The organism is Streptococcus sp. NLN76, assembly GCF_015686645.1.
Lineage (GTDB): Bacteria > Bacillota > Bacilli > Lactobacillales > Streptococcaceae > Streptococcus.
The window spans coordinates 1-22617 of record NZ_JADPMS010000004.1; the positions used below are offsets into that span (position 1 = coordinate 1).

At 44.3% G+C, this 22617-nt stretch carries 24 protein-coding genes, 1 tRNA gene and 2 pseudogenes; 20 read left to right on the top strand and 7 right to left on the bottom strand.

The annotated features are described in order from the left end of the window. On the bottom strand, positions 1–374 hold a 374-nt coding region (locus tag I1A59_RS01225; RefSeq protein ID WP_196091010.1), incomplete at its 3' end, for a helix-turn-helix domain-containing protein. 159 nt (positions 375–533) lie between these two features. Here I1A59_RS01225 and I1A59_RS01230 point away from each other — a divergent pair. The 3 genes from I1A59_RS01230 to I1A59_RS01240 all read left to right on the top strand — a co-directional run bounded on the left by I1A59_RS01230 (position 534) and on the right by I1A59_RS01240 (position 2945). Beyond that, positions 534–619 (top strand) — tRNA-Leu (locus I1A59_RS01230). Between the two features lie 130 nt (positions 620–749). After that, positions 750–1631 (top strand): class II fructose-bisphosphate aldolase, encoded by an 882-nt coding sequence (locus I1A59_RS01235; RefSeq protein ID WP_196091011.1) that lies wholly within the window; start codon positions 750–752, stop codon positions 1629–1631. Positions 1632–2300: 669 nt separating this feature from the next. Then, positions 2301–2945: a hypothetical protein gene (locus I1A59_RS01240; protein WP_196091012.1), complete on the top strand. Its 645-nt coding sequence runs from the start codon at positions 2301–2303 to the stop codon at positions 2943–2945. A gap of 195 nt (positions 2946–3140) precedes the next feature. Here I1A59_RS01240 and def read toward each other — a convergent pair whose 3' ends face one another. From def to I1A59_RS01255, 3 genes are all read right to left on the bottom strand, one after another. Beyond that, positions 3141–3755: a peptide deformylase gene (gene def / locus I1A59_RS01245; protein ID WP_196091013.1), complete on the bottom strand. Its 615-nt coding sequence runs from the start codon at positions 3753–3755 to the stop codon at positions 3141–3143. 61 nt (positions 3756–3816) lie between these two features. Beyond that, positions 3817–4017, bottom strand: coding sequence for a hypothetical protein (locus I1A59_RS01250; RefSeq protein ID WP_196091014.1), 201 nt, complete (start codon positions 4015–4017; stop codon positions 3817–3819). Between the two features lie 68 nt (positions 4018–4085). Continuing rightward, positions 4086–4742: a CPBP family intramembrane glutamic endopeptidase gene (locus I1A59_RS01255; RefSeq protein WP_196091015.1), complete on the bottom strand. Its 657-nt coding sequence runs from the start codon at positions 4740–4742 to the stop codon at positions 4086–4088. A 113-nt stretch (positions 4743–4855) separates the two neighbouring features. Here I1A59_RS01255 and I1A59_RS01260 point away from each other — a divergent pair, with 113 nt between their 5' ends. Genes I1A59_RS01260 through I1A59_RS01275 form a run of 4 tightly spaced genes read left to right on the top strand, consistent with a single transcriptional unit; the run spans position 4856 to position 9237 of the window. Further along, a complete protein-coding gene (locus I1A59_RS01260) occupies positions 4856–5167 on the top strand; it encodes a hypothetical protein (protein WP_196091016.1) in 312 nt (103 codons plus the stop codon). Continuing rightward, entirely contained in the window at positions 5154–6953 is a 1800-nt protein-coding gene (locus I1A59_RS01265; protein ID WP_196091017.1) for a DUF2194 domain-containing protein, read from the top strand. The genes I1A59_RS01260 and I1A59_RS01265 overlap by 14 nt, the downstream gene beginning before the upstream one ends. Then, positions 6941–8329 (top strand): GT4 family glycosyltransferase PelF, encoded by a 1389-nt coding sequence (gene pelF / locus I1A59_RS01270; protein WP_196091018.1) that lies wholly within the window; start codon positions 6941–6943, stop codon positions 8327–8329. Before I1A59_RS01265 ends, pelF begins: the two co-directional genes overlap by 13 nt. Before the next feature lie 2 nt (positions 8330–8331). Further along, positions 8332–9237 carry a hypothetical protein gene (locus I1A59_RS01275; RefSeq protein ID WP_196091019.1) on the top strand — a complete coding sequence of 302 codons (906 nt, stop codon included), beginning with the start codon at positions 8332–8334 and terminating at the stop codon, positions 9235–9237. On the opposite strand, the gene I1A59_RS01280 is transcribed toward I1A59_RS01275, so the two are convergent. Further along, positions 9229–9372, bottom strand: coding sequence for a hypothetical protein (locus I1A59_RS01280; RefSeq protein ID WP_196091020.1), 144 nt, complete (start codon positions 9370–9372; stop codon positions 9229–9231). The genes I1A59_RS01275 and I1A59_RS01280 overlap by 9 nt on opposite strands. Before the next feature lie 242 nt (positions 9373–9614). Here I1A59_RS01280 and I1A59_RS01285 point away from each other — a divergent pair, with 242 nt between their 5' ends. After that, entirely contained in the window at positions 9615–10337 is a 723-nt protein-coding gene (locus tag I1A59_RS01285) for a pseudouridine synthase (RefSeq protein WP_196091021.1), read from the top strand. A gap of 134 nt (positions 10338–10471) precedes the next feature. Beyond that, entirely contained in the window at positions 10472–10741 is a 270-nt protein-coding gene (gene rpsO, locus I1A59_RS01290; RefSeq protein WP_135038137.1) for a 30S ribosomal protein S15, read from the top strand. Positions 10742–10812: 71 nt separating this feature from the next. Here the strand turns inward: rpsO and pepF are convergent, their stop codons facing one another. Further along, positions 10813–12609 (bottom strand): oligoendopeptidase F, encoded by a 1797-nt coding sequence (gene pepF / locus I1A59_RS01295; protein ID WP_196091022.1) that lies wholly within the window; start codon positions 12607–12609, stop codon positions 10813–10815. 153 nt (positions 12610–12762) lie between these two features. Between pepF and pnp the strand changes: the two genes are divergently transcribed. From pnp to I1A59_RS01325, 6 genes are all read left to right on the top strand, one after another. Continuing rightward, on the top strand, positions 12763–14877 hold the full coding sequence (gene pnp, locus I1A59_RS01300; protein WP_196091023.1) for a polyribonucleotide nucleotidyltransferase: 2115 nt from the start codon (positions 12763–12765) through the stop codon (positions 14875–14877). Positions 14878–14888: 11 nt separating this feature from the next. Continuing rightward, the gene (cysS, locus tag I1A59_RS01305; RefSeq protein WP_196091024.1) at positions 14889–16232 is read left to right on the top strand and encodes a cysteine--tRNA ligase; all 1344 of its coding nucleotides are present in this window, start codon (positions 14889–14891) and stop codon (positions 16230–16232) included. Then, the gene (locus tag I1A59_RS01310) at positions 16225–16617 is read left to right on the top strand and encodes a Mini-ribonuclease 3 (RefSeq protein ID WP_196091025.1); all 393 of its coding nucleotides are present in this window, start codon (positions 16225–16227) and stop codon (positions 16615–16617) included. The genes cysS and I1A59_RS01310 overlap by 8 nt, the downstream gene beginning before the upstream one ends. A gap of 13 nt (positions 16618–16630) precedes the next feature. Further along, positions 16631–16972 (top strand): DUF6287 domain-containing protein, encoded by a 342-nt coding sequence (locus I1A59_RS01315; protein ID WP_196091026.1) that lies wholly within the window; start codon positions 16631–16633, stop codon positions 16970–16972. Positions 16973–17244: 272 nt separating this feature from the next. After that, on the top strand, positions 17245–17973 hold the full coding sequence (rlmB, locus tag I1A59_RS01320; protein ID WP_196091027.1) for a 23S rRNA (guanosine(2251)-2'-O)-methyltransferase RlmB: 729 nt from the start codon (positions 17245–17247) through the stop codon (positions 17971–17973). Positions 17974–17978: 5 nt separating this feature from the next. After that, complete coding sequence (locus I1A59_RS01325) at positions 17979–18497, top strand: NYN domain-containing protein (protein WP_196091028.1); 519 nt, start codon at positions 17979–17981, stop codon at positions 18495–18497. 458 nt (positions 18498–18955) lie between these two features. On the opposite strand, the gene I1A59_RS01330 is transcribed toward I1A59_RS01325, so the two are convergent. Next, positions 18956–19729, bottom strand: a complete 774-nt coding sequence (locus tag I1A59_RS01330) for a DeoR/GlpR family DNA-binding transcription regulator (RefSeq protein WP_196091029.1) — start codon at positions 19727–19729, stop codon at positions 18956–18958. 237 nt (positions 19730–19966) lie between these two features. Between I1A59_RS01330 and lacA the strand changes: the two genes are divergently transcribed. From lacA to I1A59_RS01350, 5 genes and pseudogenes are all read left to right on the top strand, one after another. Further along, on the top strand, positions 19967–20389 hold the full coding sequence (gene lacA / locus I1A59_RS01335) for a galactose-6-phosphate isomerase subunit LacA (protein ID WP_196091030.1): 423 nt from the start codon (positions 19967–19969) through the stop codon (positions 20387–20389). A gap of 10 nt (positions 20390–20399) precedes the next feature. Then, positions 20400–20915, top strand: coding sequence for a galactose-6-phosphate isomerase subunit LacB (gene lacB, locus I1A59_RS01340; protein WP_196091031.1), 516 nt, complete (start codon positions 20400–20402; stop codon positions 20913–20915). Between the two features lie 324 nt (positions 20916–21239). Beyond that, positions 21240–21504, top strand: a pseudogene (locus I1A59_RS09570) (hypothetical protein); the annotation flags it as partial. A 308-nt stretch (positions 21505–21812) separates the two neighbouring features. Next, positions 21813–22151 (top strand): annotated as a pseudogene (locus I1A59_RS01345) (hypothetical protein); the annotation flags it as partial. After that, on the top strand, positions 22144–22617 hold the full coding sequence (locus I1A59_RS01350) for a PTS sugar transporter subunit IIA (protein WP_196091032.1): 474 nt from the start codon (positions 22144–22146) through the stop codon (positions 22615–22617). The pseudogene I1A59_RS01345 and the gene I1A59_RS01350, both read left to right, overlap by 8 nt.

Here is a 22617-nt window from a genome sequence, read left to right on the forward strand (position 1 = left end):
CTTCTTCGAGTTTTTCGGTGAGCTTTAGGTGAGAGATGTCCTGCTTTGTAGAGAATGTGTCGAACAGTGGTGTCAGAGTACGAAAAGCCATATTCCTCTTCAAGTATTTCACAGAAATGGACAATATTGGGCTTCAGGTTAGAAAATTGTAGGAATCTTTCTACGATAATAGTTCGATGTTCAATGGGGATGGTATGTTTTGGTTTTTTAGAACGGTTTCCATGTACGAAGCCAGCCTTTCCTTTTTCGTGATAGACTTTAAGAAGTCTATTTACATGGCGTACGGATATTCCTAATTTTACGGCTGCTCGTTTTTTATTCTTGTTTCCATCAGCTACTTGCTTGATCACTTGATATTTTTTATCTTCAGACATTGTTAAAACTATTTTCCTCATCTTTCTAATGTAACACAGAGGACATTTTCATATTCGATTTACTTAAGACATTATCACTTTCGAATGATATTTCCTAAATTTTTTTCAAAAAACAATTGACAAGCTATCTCCAGACTGGTATACTAATTAAGTATTCAAGCGGGGATGGCGGAATTGGCAGACGCGCAGGACTAAGGATCCTGTGACCGCTTTAGGTCGTGAGGGTTCAAGTCCCTCTCTCCGCAAAGTAGCTAACCGAAAGGTTAGCTTTTTTTCATTGCAAAATACGAATAGGGCTAGAATTTTGGCAGTAAACGTGATAAAATAAACAATGTATTGGGAATTTCCCCAAAAAAATTAGAGGAGGCCGTTTACATGGCAATCGTTTCAGCAGAAAAATTTGTTCAAGCAGCTCGCGATAATGGTTACGCAGTTGGTGGTTTTAATACAAACAACCTTGAGTGGACTCAAGCTATCTTGCGTGCAGCGGAAGCAAAACAAGCTCCAGTGTTGATCCAAACATCAATGGGAGCAGCAAAATACATGGGTGGTTACAAATTGGCTAAAAACATGATTGAAAATCTTGTTGAGTCAATGGGAATCACTGTTCCAGTTGCAATCCACCTTGACCATGGTCACTACGAAGACGTTCTTGAGTGTATCGAAGTTGGTTACACTTCTGTAATGTTCGACGGTTCACACCTTCCAATCGAAGAAAACCTTGAAAAAGCTCGTGAAGTTGTTAAATTGGCTCACGCTAAAGGGATCTCTGTAGAGGCAGAAGTTGGAACTATCGGTGGTGAGGAAGATGGTATCATCGGTAAAGGTGAATTGGCACCAATCGAAGATGCTAAAGCTATGGTTGAAACTGGTATCGACTTCTTGGCAGCTGGTATCGGTAACATCCACGGTCCATACCCAGAAAACTGGGAAGGTCTTGCATTGGATCACCTAGAAAAATTGGCAGAAGCTGTTCCAGGTTTCCCAATCGTTCTTCACGGTGGTTCAGGTATTCCTGATGATCAAGTTGTTGCAGCTATCAAACTTGGTGTTGCAAAAATCAACGTGAACACTGAATCTCAAATCGCCTTCTCAAATGCTACTCGTGAATTTGCACGTAACTATGATGCAAACGAAGCTGAGTACGATAAGAAAAAACTCTTCGACCCACGTAAATTCTTGGCAGACGGTATTAAAGCTGTTCAAGGTGCAGTTGAAGATCGTATCGACGTATTTGGTTCAGCTAACAAAGCTTAATCGAATCCTTAAAGGACTTGCTCTTAGGAGCAGGTCTTTTCTTTTTATTCGAAAAACAGAAGGATAACATTCATAATACTTACTAATTTCGACAATTGACACTCATTGTATTTCAAAATCTGACTTTATCATGCCTCTTTGATTGCGTGCTATGCACTGTACGCCTTATAAAAGTATTTAAATGGTCTCCCAGACCTTTTGAATTATCTACATCGACTTTCCTCGTCATTTTTTTTTGAAATTTTTCGAGTATTCCGATTTTGAAGTTTGTCCAGTATAATTTCGATTATTGACAAAAACCAGCATGCAATCAAGAAACATGCTTGTTTTTACTGTTTATTTCAGCTTTCGCCAGTTTTGATAAGAATCCCAAATATCATAGAAAAGACAGAAGCTGACGAGGGTGTTGAGGAGGATTTGGGGAGAGAGGTGTGTAAGGCGGCTTAGAAAGAAACTGAAGTAGATCATTAAGCGCAAGGCTAGAAAGAGTTTGTACTGGTATTTTTTCATAGTCCTCTCCGTTCCGATATTTTTTGTTTTAGAATAACTTTTTTCGCTAAAAAAAGCGAATGAAAAGGTAACCAAAGATAATGATTGTGAAAGGAGGTCTAAAAACTCGATTCTTTGGTTTGAAGTTAGAGATGTTTGGCGATGATAGGAGGATAGATAATGAAAACAGTTCGGAATTTTTTCGTTTCAGTATCATTAATGTCGGTTTTGCTTGGTTCTATTACCCCTTCAACAGTTGCAGCAGGTGAGGCGATAGGAGTTACTACTGGAGCTGAGGTTGAAAATGTAAGTGAACTTAAAACTGAGGAAGACCTATTGAGGGAGGTACAATCAATTTACAAAAACATGATAAAATATGACTCCTTACAAGAAAAATTTATTGTCGATGATTTGATTGTGGCTGATTTTTATCAAAATGATACAGTAAGCATTCAAGGAGTTTATCTCTTAAAAGATAGTTTAAATGATGAGTTAATAAACACTCCATCACTTGATAAGGAGGACATATTAAACCAAAAGATTGATGAAATGACTTTTATCATTAATGGTGGTGATGAATCAGAATTGATTACAAATAGTGTTAGAAGTAAGAGAGCGGATTTTTCATGGATACAACGATGTATTAAAGAAGCATGGGGGGTAACAATATCACTAGGTAGTTTGAAAGGAGTGGTTAATTTATTCAAGGCTGGTAAGTTTGAAGCAGCAGCAGCTAAACTAGCTGCTACAACTGCTGGAAGAATTGTTGGTGTTGCTGCATTAGTTGCATTTTTAGCGACTTGTGGTGCAGAGACAGTTTCCTAAATACTAGTTTGACTGGAACATAGTATTAACGATTCAGTTTTTGGTTAGAAATCTAAAATAGTCCCAAAGATGATATTGCAATTTTATTCTTCATGCATCTAAGTGTAAAATCTAAACTAGTTTTAAAATAGTTCTAGATTTGTGATTTTTGCTTCCATCTTCAATCGAAAAAAACCTGCCGGTTGGCAGGTTTTCTCAGTCTAATAGAATAACCCCATCTTCGATGCGGAAGGGTTCTTGGATGTTGATGTGGTCGTAGAACATGACTCCGTTGATGTGGTCAATTTCATGTTGGACAACAATGGAATTGTAACCTTTGAGTTTGATGCGGTGTTTTTCTCCGTTTTTATCAAAATACTCAACTGTGATGCGGGAGTTGCGGACCACATATCCAGGTTTGTCTTCGTCTACAGATAGGCATCCTTCGCCTTCTTTGAGGGCTGCTTGTTGGACGGAATGGGATACAATTTTTGGATTGTAGAGTACTTCACGCATACTATAGGCTTCTTTAGGGGGTTCACCATCTTCGGTTTCGGGATTTGGTACTAGGACAGCAATCATACGTTTGCTGATGTCCAGTTGAGGTGCAGCTAATCCGACGCCGCCGCGGAGTCCCATTTTTTCAGCCATGACAGGGTCTTGGGAATTTTTCAGAAAACCAAGCATTTTTTCGCCCAGGATAATCTCTTCATCGCTGAGTGGGAAGGTTACTTCCTCCGCTTTTAGGCGGAGGGTGGGATGACCGTCGCGAATGATGTCATCCATATCAATCAAGTGTGATGCACGAGTTAATCGTTTAATTGCAGACATGCGATTCTCCTTTTTCTTCTCGTTCTACTATATCACAATTGGCCTTTATTTTTTGAAAAAATTAGTTAGGTTTTTTCGTGCGGTGTTTTCCACGATTTTCCCAAGCCCGATAACTTTCCCAGATATCGAATAGAAGGCAGAGGCTAGCAATCAGGTAAAACACAGCCTGAAAGTCTATGGCCAGTCCCCAATGACTGAAAAAAAGACTGCTATAGACTAGAATTCTTAAAAGCATAAAATAGGTTCGTCCAAATCTTCTCATGATCAGTTACTCCTTATGACTAGTCTATCCCTTTTATCCTAGAAATGCTAACAAAAAGGGGGAAGTCTTTAAAAGAAATGGATTTGGACATGAGAAAGCAGGTTTAGGGCCATGTGAACCGCAATAGGGAGACGGATATCTTTTGTTTTTCCATAAAGCATTCCTAAAGCCAGTCCTGGAAGCCCGTAGAACCAAAAGGCGCTTAAATCAGAGATGGGGTGGATGAGGACAAAGACAAAACTGGAGACGATTAGTCCGAAAATTGGTTGTTTAGGGAAAACATAACGCAGTAATAGACCACGAAAGAGCACTTCTTCAAAGATGGGACCGGAGATGACCGCTAGGCTGAATTGAGCAAGAAAACTTCCCCAGCCTTGGGTTTCCAAAGGGGGAATGGGGAAGAAGTGGCTATAGAGTTTGTCGCTGGCGTAGATGACCAGGAAGGTGAGGAGGCTGTAGAGTACTTTTTGTTTTAGATCTGAGGCTGGTTGTGAATTTGAGAGCCCCATTCCTCGAATTTTGAGAATCCAGAGCAGCCCCCCTAAACTGACAAGGTCCACAAAGGTCAATACTATATCCGTAGCATAGGGCCAGGACCAGGAAGCTAAGAGTGGCGAGAAGGGGAGGTAGTTCATGGCTAAGGTGTTGCTGCCATAAAAGATGAGCAGCCAGCAAGTCGCTTCAAGAGGGCGTGCGGAATTCTTCCAGTTGAGATTTGTAAACATAGGGACCTCCTTGTTGTAACCTTTTTAAAAACATTATCTTCCTTCCAGCTTAAGAAAAACTTATAGCTACTTTTGAACACAAAACACGAATGGAAAGATAGAAGGAGGTGCAGATGGAACAGAAGAAATGGCAGGCCTGGGAGCAAGCGAATGAGCAGGAGCGTCGTTTCCTTTTGAAGCAAACTCCAACACAGTTGGCGAGGGTCTACGTCTGTTACTTACGCGAGCAATGGGAAGATTTACCAGCTGATTTGGGGCAAGAGTTGGCCATTTTTTTGGCTAGTATGCATTACCAGTTAGAATGCGAGTTGCTACAGCTGGAAGAAGCTGGGAAAGGAGGGGCTTCTGTTTACCAAGAATTAATTGAATTTTATAAAATATCGGGATTTTTAGCAGGATTGGAGGAGTTAGATGAAGAAACTTAGGTGGGGAATGCAGCTGCTATTCTTGGTTTTGGCCAGTATGTGCCTCTTTTTGATGTATCGTGCCCAGTCCTATCAAGCTCTACCAAGGAGCAGGCAGCATCCGTTTGTGAAAACGGAAGTGATTCAGGATCGACGGGGGTTGCAACAGGGAAAGGTGGAGGGCTTGCTTTTGTATCATTCCAAGAATCCTAGTAGCCTGGAGGCCCAGTTGGAACTGGAGCACTTGCTCAAAGATTTTCGCAAATCAGCTCGGACTGTAGACCTGGCTCATGAATTTTTACCAGAAAGCTTGGAGGATTATCAAACCATTTATTATGTAGGAGAAGATCTGCTTCAAAAGGAAGAACTTCAGCAACCCTTAAAGGCTTGGGTAGAGGCGGGTGGTCATCTCTATATTGGAATGCCTCAGGCTAGTGAAGAGGATTCCAGTTTTCAAAGATGGTTGGGGGTTGAGCCTGGAATAAGTGGCAATCAGGTGGTTTCATCTATCAGTTTAGAGAAAGATCTGATGATTGGAGGTTCTGGCCCTTTTGCGATATCGCATCCCTTTGATTCTGCTTGGGATGTCAGCTTAGATGCTTCTTGTCGGGTTCCTGTCTGGGATACTGAAACGAAGACACCATTGCTTTGGAGTAAGGAGGCGGGAAAAGGACAAGTAGTCGTCATGAATTTGGGGATTTATGACAAAGTTTATCGAGCAATTTATGGTTTGGGTTTGTCCTTGATGGACCCGATTTTCCTCTATCCTGTCATAAATGCGGGTGTCGTTTACCTAGATGATTTTCCAGCTCCTTTCAGTGACCAGGAGAAGGTTCAGCTCTCCAAACATCGACAAGAGAACTTTGATCAATTTGTGACTCAGACTTGGTGGCCAGCTATCCAGGTTTTAGGAAAAGACTTAGATTTGACTTATACTGGAGCAATAGTGGCTAGTTATGGAGAACAGGTCACTTCCCCTTTTCCCTTGGTTCTGCCTGAACTTGGAACCTTGGAGCTGGGGCGAATGTTATTGAAACAAGGGGGTGCGTTGGCCTATCATGGCTATAATCATCAACCTTTGCAGATTCATTCGGGATCCAAGGACTATCTTCCCTGGAGTCAAGAATGGGCTATCCGCGATTCCCTCCAAACCTTAGAAAAGCTGGTTACCACTTACTATGGAGCTCAAAAGCCAGTGGTTTATGTTCCTCCTTCCAATATTTTGAGTCGAGAGGGCCGTAGTGTTCTGGCGACAGCTCTACCTGATTTAAAAGGGATTGCCTCTACTTATTTTCCGGGTGACGGGGCTTATGCCCAGGAGTTTGATCTAGGATCGGATGGTTTACTGAATTTGCCGCGTTTGGTTTCAGGGATGGACTGGGATGATTTTGATCGTCTAGCAGTCTTTTCAGAGCTTAATACCCATTTGGTTCATAGCCAATTTATCCATCCAGATGATGTTTTGGATAATCGTCGAAGTCACGGGAAAACATGGGAGGAATTACTGGAGTCCTATCGCTCTTCCATGAAAGGTTTGCAGAAAGCTGTGCCAGACTTGGATTTTGTAGGAGCTGGTCGTTTTGCAGACAAGGTTGGTGCATTCCTGAACGTGACCCTCCAAGTGGAGGAGGGAAGCGATTTTTTGGAACTGAAGTTGGACCATGTTCAAGGGAATTCTTCTTTTCTTTTTCGTCAAAATAAAGGAAGGAACCTGCGCGTGACGGGTGGAAAAATCAAACGACTGGCTAAACGGCTGTATCTGCTAGAGACGGATGAAGAGAAAGTGAGGATTGAATGGGACCAGTAAGCACGGATAAAAATTCTGTTATTGTGTTGGTGGTGGAAGCAGCTTATCCCTATCGGAAAGGCGGTTTGTCTAATTGGATTCAGGATTTTATCCAGGGAATGGAGGCTTACTCCTTCTATCTGATAACTATTGTGGATCGGCAGGAAACCTGTGGATCTTGGGTCTATGACCTGCCCAAAAACGTTCTTGGAATACAAGAGTTGGTTTTGGAGGAAGCGGACTTGGAGATGGCACGACCCTGTTGGGGCTTAGGTCCAGATTCAGGCCAGTGGTTGGTAGAAATGATGGACTTAGATAGCTCTTCTCTGGCAAGTTCTTTAAGTGCCCTGCACACGCCCTCTGTATTTAGTACCCTTTTTCAATGGATTAAACACACTTATCCCAAAGCGGCTTTTTTACCGCTTTATCGGCAATTGCAGAGCCTTTTTGGGAATCTCTTGGGCTTGTTGGCGCAAGTTCATCTACCAGATAACTGTCGGTGTATTCATGCCCTATCGACGGGGTATGCCGGTTATCTGGCAGCTTACATGACAAGGAGAGCTAAATGTCCCTTTGTTTTGTCGGAACATGGTTTGTATCTTTTGGAAAAAGAGGAGGTACTTAGTCGTACTCCCCAGCTGCTTTCAGACCAAAAGGACTGTATCCGGTGGTTCTTTCGGGAGATGACGCGAATCAGTTATGAGCAGGCGACAACCGTGACAACGCTCTTCAAGCAGGCGCAAAACCACCAAGTTCAATTGGGGTGTTCCGCAAGCAAGTGTCAGGTTATCCCCAACGGTTTGAACTGGAAAGACTGGCGGCAAGTCCAACGAAAAGAGGATGCGACCAAACTCCGAATTGGGGCTATTCTGCGTTGGACTCCGCTCAAGAATGTCTTGGAACTTCTGTTTATTCATGCCAATCTCTGCCGAAGGGGCTACGAGGTTACCTTGGTCATTTTAGGAGCCGTTGAAGATTCTCGCTACTGGGATGTTTGTCAGGCTGCTATTGAACGCTGGCGGATTCCGAGAGTGGAAATTTTAGGTCATTGCCGCGTGCAGGAATATCTAGTGAATTGGACTTGTTTACTTTTACCGTCTTTATCTGAGGGTCAGCCCCTGGCTCTGCTGGAGGCTATGGCTGCGGGGGTTCCTTGTATCGCTAGCGATGTGGGGTCCTGTCGTCAACTCCTGTGTCAGGATTTAGAAGGAGTAGGAGCTGCAGGGATTTGTGTTAGACCTGGCGATCGAGAAGGTTTTGTGCAGGCAGTAATACAGTTCTTGGACGATCCGGAAATGGGAGTTCGGATGGGGCAAGCTGGTCGGCGACGGGTACAAGACCTTTATCAACAGGAACAGGTTTTGGCAGCCTATCAAAGAATTTATGAGGTGGAATAAGAATGTGGAAAATCTGTCGACAAGGACTTCGAGCCTTACAGCTTTTACTAGCGCTTTATGGTAGTTTTCTTTTCTTCCCCCTGTTTTTGATGTTTTTCAGCCAGATAAAAGTTTGGTTACATTTGGGACAGGTGGGGGAAATAGTCCATCTCTTGCCCCTCTTAAGTTATGGTTTTTTAGGCGTCTTTTTGGTCCAGAGTCTGATGCGCCCTTGGTTTGCTTGCGCCAGTGAGACCTGGTATGGTCGGAGTCTTTTGGGACTTGTTGGGCTGCAATCTTTGGGGTTGGTGACTTATCTCCTTTATGTTGGCACCTTCAATACAGGGACAGGCCTTGTCGTTCTTTTGCTGGGGGCATCTTTGTCTGCTCAGCTTTTACGAGAGCGGTTAGGAGTTAGGCTGAATATGGAACGATATTGTCTGAATTTGACAGGGATTTTTGGATTGATTCTCCTTTTTTCTCTTTTGATGAGTCAGATGGGACTAGCTTCCTCATTGATTTTAGGTCTTACCCTGCTCTTTTTGTTAGACGCCCTGCTCTTGTGGGGTCAGCTGGAGAAGTTAGAGGAGGGAACCTCTCCTGTACCTTCTCGTCAGGCTTGGCTAGGTCTTGTTTTTTACAGTGCTATATTGTTTCCCTTGGTCGTCGTTTATTCTTCCCCCTTGGGCAAGAATTTTGGTGCGGGCTTGCGGCTAGCGCCGGCCTATGACCAGGCTGTTTTGATTTCCTTGTGCCTCTATCTTTTGTTTTTTGCTCAGTGGTTAGGTGTCAAAGAGGCTTATCTGACACCAGTTTGGCAAGTATTTGTAAAGGGTTTGAATGGGTCCATGTCTGGTCAACAGTTGGAAACTTACGAGGAGCTCTGCCAGCAACGCATGGACAAGATCCTGCTCTTGTGGTTACTGTAATTTATTTTGCTTCTTGCGGCCTTGGCTTTGTATTCCTATTTCCACCCTTTGAATTGGGTCCATTATTATATCGGATTTCTGCTGCCAGCCTATTGTTTGCTCCAATTGCTGCAAGTCTTTCAATCTCTTTTTCAAGATCTCCTCCAATTTGGTTTGGTATGGCGCTTGGCTTGCTGCTTTTTTGGGGTTAATGTGCTTTTGGCCATGGTTTCAATCTGGGCTGGCATTTTCTATTTTGGGCTAGGTTTTTTCCTGAGTTCGTCCTTGACAGTGGCCGTAGCTTATTACCATTATGAGAGGCTCAGAGGTCAGTGGCTCTATGCGATTGTTTCCTATTACGACTAGGCGTGTTATAATTTGAGCAAGGAGGTGCACGCATGCGCTTGGATCGTTATTTAGTAGAAGTAGGGTTGGGTTCGCGTTCGGAAGTCAAACAAATAGTGAAGAAGGGACTGATTAAGGTCAATGGTCAGGTTGAAAAAAGTGCTAAGACCCATATCCGGGAAGGGGAAGACCAGATTCACTATCAAGATCAGGAACTGACTTATCAGACCTTCTATTACTGGATGCTCAATAAACCAGCCGGTGTCCTCTCTGCCACCCAAGATAGTTCTAGTAAAACAGTTCTAGACCTGCTGGATCCGGATGATTGGCGAAAGGATTTGTTTCCAGTGGGGCGCTTGGACAAGGACACCGAAGGACTCCTGCTCTTAACCAATAATGGTCCTCTGGCACATGCCATGTTGTCACCAAAGCGGCATGTGACCAAGGTTTATAGGGCCTTGGTCGCAGGAGAAATGACGGTCGAGGATCAAAAGCGCTTTGCGGAAGGGATTCGCTTTAAGGATTTCACTAGTAAACCAGCAGAGTTGGAACTACTACAGGTAGGTCAAGGTTGTTCGGAAGTCCTGATTCGTATTCAGGAAGGAAAATTCCATCAGGTTAAACGGATGGTGGCAGCTTGTGGTAAGGAAGTGACCTATTTGGAACGTCTGTCTATGGGGGCCTTGCAGCTGGACCCGGAATTGGCAAGAGGAACTTACCGAGCCCTGCGGGAGGAAGAGCTAGCGCTTTTGCAAGACTATGACGTGCCTTTATAAGAATGGTTGATTTTAGTTGACAAACGAAAAAGGGCTTGGTAGAATGAGAATGTCCGTAAGGATAGATACCCCTTCTTGGTGGTGGGCCTGCCAGTCCCTCGCACTCGGATGGGGAAGAAAAAAGGAGAAGAAACATGGCAATCTCAAAAGAGAAGAAAAATGAAATCATTGCACAATATGCTCGTCACGAAGGTGACACAGGTTCTGTTGAAGTTCAAGTTGCAGTATTGACTTGGGAAATCAACCACTTGAATGAGCACATCAAAGTGCACAAAAAAGACCACGCTACTTACCGTGGTTTGATGAAAAAAATCGGTCGCCGTCGTAACCTCTTGGCTTACCTACGTCGCACGGATGTTAACCGTTACCGTGAATTGATCCATTCATTGGGACTACGTCGTTAATCAAAAAAACTGCCCACGGGCAGTTTTTTTGATGGAAAAAAGCATCTGAACCTGAGTTCAGATGCTCATAGCTAAGCTTGCCCCAGTTCTTGACTGTAGCGGATGATTTGTTGGACAGTGTCATTCAGGAATTGGATGGTATCTCGTAATGGTTTTTCAGTGGTTAGGTCTGCACCCAAGACCTTGGCTGCTTCGAGAGGTGCTAGGCTACCGCCGAGTTTGAGGTAGTCCAGCCAGAAGTTCGGATCCTGGCTTTCTCTGAGTTTGAGGAAGCCAACAGTGGAGAGGACGAGTCCTGCGGAGTAGGTGTAGCTGTAAAGCCCCATGTAGTAATGGCTTTGGCGCATCCAGGTAAGGGCGGCATCGTCGTCGATTTCGATGGCATCTCCCCAGAACTGGGTGAGGACATCTTTCATGATGGCGTTTAGTTTCTCTGCACCAAAGACTTGTCCTTCTTCAATCAAGGTGTAAACCTGGCGTTGGAAGGCTGCTTCCAAGAGGTGGGTAATAAAGTTGTGGAAGTAGGTGTCTGTGAGGCGGTGTGCCAAGGCAAAGCGTTTTTGGCGTGGAGCGTCTAACTCATTTTCCAGAAGATCGCTGAGTAAGAGTTCGTTAAAGGTTGAAGGAGCTTCAACGGCATAGGTAGACATGCTGGTGTTGAAAATACTTTGGTGATTGTCGGAGAAGATGAATTGTCCAGAGTGGCCAATTTCATGAATCAAGGTGTAGACATCACTCATGCGTCCAGTCCAGCTCATGAGAACATAAGGGTGGACCTTATAAGGGTCAGCAGCGTAACCGCCGGATTCTTTACCAGTGTTAGCTGCAAAGTCAACCCACCGTTCTTCCTGGTAGCGTTTGACTTGTTCAACATATTCTGGTCCCAGAGCTTGAACGGAGCGCATGACCAAGTCATAGGCTTCTTCGATCGATACTTCTGGATTCAATTGCGGATCTAGGTCTAGCTTCCAGTCCGCAAAGGTCATTTTTTCAAGACCGTTGATGTGGGCCACGTGTTTCACGAAGGTTTGAGCAATTGGTGCAAACTCATTCATAATTAAGTCAATCTGCCGGTCGAAGAGGCTGCGGTCTACTTCCTGCTCTGCCAAGAGGTAGTCAAAGACAGATGGGTAGCCCTTCATGTCGGCTAAGATTTTTTCAGAACGGACTTGGGCTAGGTAGGCAGCTGCTGCAGTTTCTTGGTGTTGGCGCAGTCCCTTAGAGAAGGAGCGGAAGGCAGCTTCTCGAACGCCAGCGTCCTCGTGGTTCTGATAGAAGTTTTCGTAGCTGATGAAGGAGTTTTTGTAGGTTTTACCATCGACGACAAAATCCTCCATGGCGTAGTCTCCAGCCCGCATCTTGCTGTAGATATCCTGCGGTGCTTGGAAGATTTCGCTGAGGTTGGCCAATGTTTTTTCAGCTTCTTTTCCTAGATAGTGGGCTTTTTTTATTTTGGCCAAGCGAATGGGCTGGCTGAGTCCCGGCTGGCTTTCCAGCTGATCTAAAATCGCAGAGTCTGCTTCCAGTAGGGCCGCGTCAAAGAAAGCCAACCCAACTTGTGCTTGTGTTCCGAAGTCAGTTCCAGCCTGGGCGATTTGGGCAAAATCATCATTGCCAAAATCGGTGGTTTGGGGCATGAAGGAATAGGTCAAGATGTGGCTAATTTGAATGTGAATGTGTTCCAAGACTTGAAAGGCTTCTTGAAAATCTTCGAAGGTGTTCAAGTTGTCTTGATAGTTGCGTTGGAATTCCTCTATATCTTGGCTAGCCTTCTCGATGGCCCGGAGGAAATCCTCCCGATCTTGGTAGAGGGCGGTAAGGTCCCAGAGTTGGTATTCTGGGAATTCTGAGCGGTGTTTTTGTTCCATAAAAGTCTCCTTTCGTCTCCCTCCTAGTATAGCAATTTTAAGCATGATTGTGGTAGAATAAAGGGGTCGGGGACTTTTGTGCAAAGATGAATCGAGCAGGGTCTGCTGGGTTGATTTTTGTAGAAAATCCCCAATAAAATTTAGGAGTATTCAATGACGAAACAGGTATTTAAAACGACCTTTGCAGGTCGTGAATTGATTGTTGAAGCAGGACAGGTGGCACGTCAGGCTAATGGTGCTGTTGTGGTTCGGTACGGGGAATCGACTGTTTTAACAGCAGCAGTGATGTCCAAGAAAATGGCTACAGGGGATTTCTTCCCTCTTCAAGTCAACTATGAAGAAAAAATGTATGCGGCTGGAAAATTCCCGGGTGGCTTTAACAAGCGGGAAGGGCGTCCATCTACGGATGCTACCTTGACAGCTCGGTTGATTGACCGTCCGATTCGGCCGATGTTTGCGGAAGGATTCCGCAATGAGGTCCAGGTTATTAATACGGTTTTGTCCTACGATGAGAATGCCTCTGCTCCGATGGCAGCCATGTTTGGTTCTTCTCTAGCTCTTGGAATTTCAGATATTCCTTTTGATGGTCCAATTGCCGGCGTCCAAGTGGGTTATGTGAATGGCGCTTTTGTCATCAACCCTAGTCAAGAGGAGATGGAACAATCCACTCTTGATTTAACCGTAGCAGGAACGAAAGAAGCGATTAACATGGTGGAATCAGGGGCCAAAGAACTGTCTGAAGACATCATGCTTGAAGCGCTTCTCAAAGGTCATGCGGCGATCCAAGAGTTGATTGCTTTCCAAGAGGAAATCATTGCTGCGATTGGGAAGGACAAGGCAGAGGTGGAATTGTTGCAAGTTGATCCGGACTTGCAGGCTGAAATTGAGGCGGCCTACAATCCGCAATTGCAAGCGGCTGTGCAGGTTGAGGAGAAATTGGCGCGTGAAGCGGCAACCAATGCGGTTCGTGAAGAAGTCAAGGCTGTTTACGAGGAGCGTTATGCGGATCATGAAGAGTTTGACCGTATCATGCGAGACGTGGCTGAAATCCTTGAATTGATGGAGCATGCGGAAGTTCGTCGTCTGATTACGGAAGATAAGGTGCGTCCAGATGGTCGGAAAGTCGATGAAATTCGCCCACTGGCTGCGGAAGTTGATTATCTTCCACGGGTGCATGGTTCAGGTCTCTTTACACGTGGGCAAACCCAAGCCTTGTCTGTCTTGACCTTGGCTCCAATGGGTGAAACCCAGATTGTGGATGGCCTAGATCCTGAATACAAAAAACGGTTTATGCACCACTACAATTTCCCACAATATTCTGTGGGGGAAACGGGGCGTTATGGTGCACCAGGTCGTCGTGAAATCGGGCACGGAGCCTTGGGTGAACGGGCCTTGGAGCAAGTCTTGCCAAGTCTTGAGGAATTCCCTTATGCCATTCGTTTGGTAGCGGAAGTTCTGGAATCCAATGGTTCGAGCTCCCAGGCTTCGATTACAGCGGGAACCTTGGCCTTGATGGCTGGTGGTGTCCCAATTAAAGCGCCAGTAGCTGGTATTGCCATGGGCTTGATTTCAGATGGGACCAACTACACGGTCTTGACAGATATCCAAGGTCTGGAAGACCACTTTGGAGACATGGACTTTAAGGTAGCTGGAACCCGTGAAGGAATTACCGCCTTGCAGATGGATATCAAGATTTCTGGAATCACCCCGGAAATTCTTGAAGAAGCTTTGGCCCAGGCTAAGAAGGCTCGCTTTGAGATTTTGGACGTCATTCATGAAGCTATTCCGGAAGTTCGTCCAGAGTTGGCACCAACTGCTCCGAAAATCGATACCATCCAAATTGATGTGGACAAAATCAAAGTGGTTATCGGTAAAGGTGGGGAAACCATCGACAAGATTATTGCGGAAACGGGCGTTAAGATTGATATTGACGAAGACGGTTTGGTTTCTATCTTCTCACCAGACCAAGCTGCTATTAACCGAACCAAGGAAATCATTGCTGATTTGGTTCGTGAAGCTAAGGTGGATGAAGTCTTTACTGGCGTAAAAGTAACCCGCATTGAGAAATTTGGAGCTTTTGTCAACCTCTTTGATAAGACAGATGCCTTGGTGCATATTTCAGAAATGGCTTGGACTCGCGTTAACAAGGTCGAAGATATTCTCGAAGTTGGGGATGAAGTAGATGTCAAGGTTATCAAGATTGATGATAAAGGTCGGGTGAATGCCTCTATGAAGGCTTTGTTCCCGAAACCCCAAGGAGTTGAGTAGGAAGGATCTCTATGATCAAAATCTATAATACCCTCAGTCGGCAACTGGAAGAGTTTCGTCCTCAAGTGGAGGGCAAGGTTTCCATGTACGTTTGTGGGCCAACGGTCTATAATTACATTCACATTGGAAATGCTCGGCCAGTTGTGGCTTTTGATACTATTCGTCGCTACCTCACCTATCGTGGTTATGAGGTGACCTACATTTCCAATTTTACGGATGTGGATGATAAGATCATCAACCGGGCTCTTGAGGAAGGTATCAGTCCGGAAGAAGTAGCTGATAAGTATATTGCGGCTTATTTGGAGGACACCCAGGCTTTGGGAATTCTTCCTGCTACTCAAAATCCACGGGTGATGGACTATATTCCGGAAATCATCGCATTTATCCAGGATTTGATTGCCAAAGAAATGGCTTATGAAAGCCAGGGGGACGTTTATTTCCGGGTTCGTAAATCCGAAGGTTATGGTCGGTTGGCCAATAAGTCCTTGGAGGATTTGGCTCAGGGAGCCAGTGGACGCCTAGGTTCAGAAGCGGATCGTAAGGAAGATCCTTTGGATTTTGCCTTGTGGAAGGCTGCTAAGGATGGAGAAATCTCTTGGGACAGCCCTTGGGGAGCAGGACGTCCTGGTTGGCATATTGAATGTTCGGTCATGTCAACGGAGCTTTTGGGGCCAACTTTGGATATCCATGGTGGTGGAAGTGACTTAGAGTTTCCCCACCATACCAATGAAATTGCCCAGTCTGAAGCTAAGACCGGTCAGACCTTCGTCCATTATTGGATGCACAATGCCTTTATTACCATTGATGACGAGAAAATGTCCAAATCTCTAGGGAACTTCCGAACTGTCCATGAGCTCTTGCAGACGGTTGATGGTCAGGTTCTACGGCTCTTCCTCAACAGTCAACACTACCGTCGTCCCATTAATTTCAGTGACAAGGCACTCTACGATGCCCAAGTCAATCTGAAGTATCTGAAAAACACTTACCTCAGCCCTCTCAAGGAGGCGGCTGACATTAGTCGTTTACCAGACTTTGTCCGGGATTTTGAGGCTGCGATGGACGATGACTTCAATACAGCCAATGCCTTGACCGTACTCTTTGACTTTGCCAAGTGGATCAATTCCGGTCATTATACGGAGGAGGTTCAAACCGTCTTTGGGCAGTTCCTTGCTATTTTTGGGTTGATTTTTCAAGAAGATATTTTAGAGGAAGAAATCGAAAAATGGATTGCCCAACGCCAAGAGGCGCGTGCAGCGAAAAACTTCCAAGAAGCCGATCGGATTCGGGACATGCTTGCCCAGCAAGGCATTCGCTTGTTGGACACCAAAGAGGGAGTGAGGTGGCAGCGTGACTGATGTCCGCCTGATTAACGGTCTTGCTCTGGCCTTTGATGGGGATGCAATCTACTCGGTCTATGTGCGCCAACACTTGATCTTGCAAGGAATGACCAAGCCCAACCGCCTCCACCATGTGGCCACCCACTATGTATCTGCTAAGGCTCAGGCTCAGTTGGTCCAAGTTCTCTTGGATCAGGAAATGCTGACGGAAGAAGAAGTTGCAATCTATAAACGAGGACGCAACGCCAATAGCCATACCAAGGCTAAAAATACAGATGTCGTCACCTACAGAATGTCGACGGGCTTTGAAGCCCTCCTGGGTTATCTTCACCTGACTGGCCAAATCGACCGGCTGGAAGAATTGATTCAATGGTGTATTCAAACCGTCGAACAAGAGCAGTAAAAGGAGAACCCTTATGAATATCGAAGAAATTCTTGCCGGCGATTTCTCAAGCATCGCAGGAACTTGGGAAAATGACTACGAAGACCGCTTGGTTTTTGATGAAAAGGGTCTAGTATCAGACACCTATCATGTTACCTTTACCAATGCTTTAGTAGAAGGGGGCTTCCTCAGCACCCAGTATGAGCCAATCCGTGCACTGGTTGGCGGTGCCTTAATTCGTTTTATCCCCAGCGGTGTAGACGCATCGAACCCAGATACCCAAGACCGCTCGAAGCATTTTAAAGACCGCATCTGGCTCAGCCAAAGCAATGGCGATTTGGCTTTTGCGCGTGAGTTTTATTATAAAGTGGATTAAGGCTCCTCAAAAATCAAATTGAACCGTTGTCAGGTCAGACAGTCTGAGATTCTAGTTGAAAAAACGAAGTTTTTGTCAACTTTGCCGTACTTAGATAAAACTTTCTTCGAAAGTTTTATCTACAAGCTCGAAACCTCTCCCAGAGATTTCGAGCTGTCCTCGGTTCACTTCCAAGGTTCATTTTTGATTTTTATTGAGTATCAGATGTAGAAACAACAGAGTATAAGGAGGGGCATAGCCCCTCCTTCCTCTATCAATCAAAGGAAAAAAGAATGGATACAACAGACAGAATTTACGGTCACCACGCTGTGGTGGAGGCCTTGGAAATGGGGACGGGGAACAAGCTCTACATCCAGGAAGATTTACGGGGCAAGAAGCTGGAGCGGGTCAAGGAGTTGGCCAGTGAGCACAAGGTGCCGATTTCTTGGACCAGTAAGAAAAAGTTAGATGAAATGAGCCAGAAGGGGGTTCATCAGGGCTTGGTCTTGCGGGTATCCGCCTATGCTTACCAGAGTCTTGAAGATGTGATGGCCAAGGCTGAAGGTCAGGAAAATCCTCTGATTCTGATTTTGGATAGCCTCACAGATCCTCATAATTTGGGTTCTATTTTGCGGACGGCGGATGCCATGGAGGTTACTGGGGTTATTATTCCCAAGCACCGGTCGGTTGGCATTACGCCAGTGGTAGCCAAGATTGCGACAGGGGCGCTGGAGCATGTCCCGGTGGCTCGGGTGACCAATCTGAGCCAGACCTTGGACAAGCTCAAAGAAGCCGGTTTCTGGGTTTTTGGAACCGATATGAATGGTACCCCTTCTAACAAATGGAATACTTCAGGAAAATTGGCTTTGATTATCGGGAATGAAGGTAAGGGGATCTCTCCCAACATTAAGAAGCAGGTGGATGAGATGATTACCATCCCAATGGGAGGCCATGTTCAAAGCCTGAATGCCAGTGTTGCCGCAGCCGTTTTGATGTACGAAGTCTATCGGAATAAAGTGTAAAGCCTATGAAGAAACAGATCTTACTCGTTGATGGATACAATATGATTGCCTCTTGGGAAAGCACAAAGAGCTATTTCAAACGCAATCAGCTAGACGCTGCCCGAAACCTCTTACTCAACCGCCTCAGCAATTATGCGAGTTTTGAAGGACTGGAGATTACCTGTGTCTTCGACGCCCAACATGTGCCCGGTATCCGCCAGCGTTACGATGAATTTCAGGTGGCGGTGATTTTCACGGAGGAAGATGAGACAGCGGACTCCTATATTGAAAGACTAGCAGCCCAGCTGAACACCGGGCGTAACCAAGTATCGGTTGCGACTAGTGACTTGAATGAACAGTGGACGGTCTTTGCCCAGGGAGCCTTGCGGGTTTCCGCTCGTGAATTGGAAAAACGAACAGCGGTGGTCAAGAAGGACCTGGACAAATTCGTTGACCAGGTGGATATTCAAACCCCACGGTTAACACCGTGGTCAGACCAAAATATGCAGACTTTGCAGGAGCTTCTTGGTCAAGTGGAGGATTAATCCCTGATTACTATAAAAAAATTCCCTCATTCATGCTTTGAATGAGGGAATTTTTTATGAATGTCTTACGGTATACTCTTTTATACTCGAAACAGTTCGAAATCTGAAATGAATTTTAATCCAGGAATTGGATTAAAATTTATAGGTAATGAAGCAAGCATCGCTTGCAATCAATCCGATGAAGATAGTTCAACAGGTCTGGGAGACCTGTTGAATATTATCGCTAAAGCGTGCAAGGCACGCAATCAAAGGGGTTCGGCGAAGAGGATTCACACATTTAGATTTTGAAATGTAATGAGTATTCGTTTATCTTTTATACTCTTTTAGTTTATCTTTTATTACTGTGTTAGCTCGTCTTGCCGTACTTTAGTACTGCCTGCGACTCGCTGCCTTGTACTAAAAGTAATACTCATTGGATTTTCAAATATACTAAGATTCGTTAAGTATAAACTAAAAGACTATAGCATTTGCAAATCGTTGATGATATCAATATGTGGGGAGACTAGTGGGTAAGTTTCTTCGTGTGTTGCTAAGTTTGTGACAACAGCTGTCAGATTGTCGAGTTCACAGAAGGAAGTGAAGTCATCTTTGCCAAATTTTGACTTGTCTAAAAGTAAATAGCGTTCGAGGGAGTGTTCTAGGGCTAAGTGTTGGGTATAGGCTTCAGTAATCGTCGAGGTCATAACCTGATTCGCTTTGACACCATTAGCAGAAAAAAACATTTTTGAAAAATGGAGATTTTCAAGACTCATATTGGTAATTTCTCCTATGAAGGATTCGGTTACCTGACGCAATTCTCTTCCTAGCAGAAAGACTTTGAAGTCTTCGGATTTCTTTTGGGAGAGCACTCGAAAGACAGGTAAACAGTTGGTGATGATGGTTAACTGTTTGTTTTGAATGGCTTCTGCTAAATAGGTGGTTGTCGTCCCAGGACCTAGAAAAATTCGGTCGCCATCCTCGATGAGAGAGGCTGCTCGCAGGGCAATGGCCTGCTTTGCTGCCTGATGCTGGATGTGCTTTTCTGAGTGGGAGTATTCGCGGTACTGGAAGGCGGTATTGGAACGAGCTCCTCCATGAATTCTGGTTAAAATTCCTAGTTCTTCCAATTCTCCCAAATCCCGTCGGACAGTCATATCTGTTACATTCAACATTTCGACAATTTGAGATGTTCGAATTGTTCCTTTTTGGTGGACTAAACGAGTTATTTTTTCCAATCTTTTTTGTTTTTTCATTTCTCCCCCCCCTTTTTTTTTTTATTTATTGTAACAAAAAACAACCAAAAATTCTGCTAATGATTGAATGAATAATAGGTAGGAACCTCATTCTGATGTTAGGTTCTTTTTATTTTGGCCAAACACAATATATTTTTTGTTTAAACAAACACAAAAACAAACAAAGATTGTTGACTTATTGTTCGAAAACGGTTACAATGTAAGTGAGCAAATATAAAGAATGTGAGGGTTAGGTGTATGAAGTTATATGTAGCCGCAGATTCCTATGGGGAACCTCTCAAAATCGCCATTGACGAGTATCTCAAAACACTGGGATACGAGTTGGTGACGGTGAGTCAAGGGGGAGATTTCGTAGATGAGACACTAGCTGTTGTTGCAGAGTTAAAGAAAGATCAGGAAGCCTTAGGGCTGGTTATTGATGCATATGGTGTTGGTCCTTTCATGGTGGCTACGAAATGCAAGGGAATTATTGCAGCGGTTGTTTCGGATGAACGTTCAGCTTATATGACTAGGGGGCATAACAATTCACGATTGCTGACGATTGGTGCAGAGATTGTGGGGGTTGGTTTGGCTAAGAACATTGTTAGAGGATTTGTTGAAGGATCTTATGATGGAGGGCGTCACCAGATTCGTGTGGATATGTTGAATAAAATGTGCTGAGGTGAAGTGAATGAAAATTGCAATCGGTTGTGACCATATTGTTACGGATGAAAAAATTGCAGTAGTGGATTATTTGAAGGAGAAGGGACATGAGGTTCTAGATGTTGGAGCCTATGACCACGTTCGAACTCATTATCCAATCTATGGCAAAAAAGTTGGTGAAGCAGTTGCGAGTGGACAGGTGGATGTCGGAATTTGTATTTGTGGAACAGGTATTGGAATTAACAATGCGGTCAATAAGGTTCCAGGTGTCCGTGGTGCGCTTGTTCGGGATATGACCTCTACAATTTATGCGAAAAAGGTCTTGAATGCCAATGTGATTGGGTTTGGTGGAAAAATTAGTGGTGAGTTCCTCATGTGTGACATCATTGATGCCTTCCTTGAAACGGAATATGAAGCAAGCCCTGAAAACCAAGCCTTGGTACACAAAATTTCTAGTATAGAATCTGAAAACCAGGAACAAAATAGTTCAAGCTTTTTCGAAGAATTTATTGAAAAATGGAATCGCGGAGAGTACCACGATTAGGTGGACAAAAGAATGCTAGTAGTGCCTCGAATCTTTCGATTGGAATATCCATAAATGAGAGAGTTTCAAGTTAGCCCAAGCTACCTGGGTGAACTCCTCCTTTAAAATAGCAGCAGGAAAAGGAGAGGATGTCTCCGTGTTCTGCCACAAATTGAACTGATGGGGAATGTGGTAAGAAACGGGGAGTATTCCTTTCACAGGGTGGAGCATTGCAGCTACAAATCTTAGTTGAAAAGGTGCAGTATAGCAAATAAAGTCACATTGGATGCACTAACGGACCATCGCGGAATCATTTCAACTTTGGTTTTTAATCCACGTGGAGCTTTGCGGGAAATGCTAGGCATAATGGTGTGGCTGAGCCCACCAGAGAACAACGAAGAAGTCATGTCGTCTTTAGGGCTTACTGAAACTCGGAGTTCCAAGGTGGATAGCGGATAGGGTGTCAGGTTGGGGTGACCATTATCAACTAGTAGCACAAAAGTCAGTAGATATCCTGCGAACTAATGTATTTGAGCCAATTTCACAGCAGGAAATAGCGCATAACCACACTGAAATATCTTGTGACTCAGTCTTTTTTCAAATGATATAGTCTTTTAGTTTGCTTTTAGTACAAGGCAGCGAGTCGCAGGCAGTACTAAAGTACGGCAAGACGAGCTAACACAGTAATAAAAGATAAACTAAAAGAGTATAACTCCGATGAATCTCAAGTTCCGTCACTGTTTTGCAGGAAGTATAGTATTAAAGAAAGCAATATCAAAACCAGTCCTCGCCAAACTAGGACTAATCAGCTGTCTCGATTACTACTTAAAACGACATGCCTTAAAAGTTAACTGAACCGCCGTGTGCCGAACGGCACGCACGGTGGTGTGAGAGGGACTATTTATTAGTCCCTACTCGATTAAAACTTTCGAAGAAAGTTTTAATCGAGTAGGGCAAGACGAACCAACACGGTTAATAGATTCACTAAAAGAGTATCTTTACCTTAGTGCTGGGGTTTCAGCGCAACTCTTCCAAGAAACACTGGTGTTTGCTCATCAGGCGGGTGCTAAGTTCAATCGTGTCCTATGTGGACGATCAACATGGGCTGGTGTTGTTTCGGTTTGTGTTGAAAAAGGAGAGGAAGCAGCTCGTGTATGGCTTCGGACAGAAGGGAGAGCCAATCTTGAAGCCTTAAATGAGAGTCTGACTTCCTCAGTGATTTCTATTTTTCAGAAAGTTCAGGTGACCTATGACTAATTTATTTGCCAAAGAAACGGTCTTTATATCTGAGGCATTGACACAAAATGATGTATTTGTGGAAGTTGCTCAAGCCTTATTAGAGCACGGACTTGTGACAGAAGAGTTTCTGTCCAACCTGGTAGAGCGAGAAAAACAGTATCCAACTGGACTTCCACTCGCACCGATTGATGAGCGGCTACCGAATGTTGCGATTCCGCACACAGAAAGTAGCTTTGTAAATCAAACGCGGATTGTTCCTGTAAAGCTGAAACATCCCCTCATCTTCCATAATATGATTGTTCCTGACGAAGAATTACAGGTTTCCTTTTTGTTTATGATCTTGAATCATGATGAATCGGAGCAATCTGGGCTATTAGCCCAGATTATGGATTTTGTGAATCGCCAAAATGTTGAGGATTTGGTGGAATTCTTTAGCTTTGAATCAGTAGAAGAAGTTTATCACTATTTAGAAAAGAATTTTTAA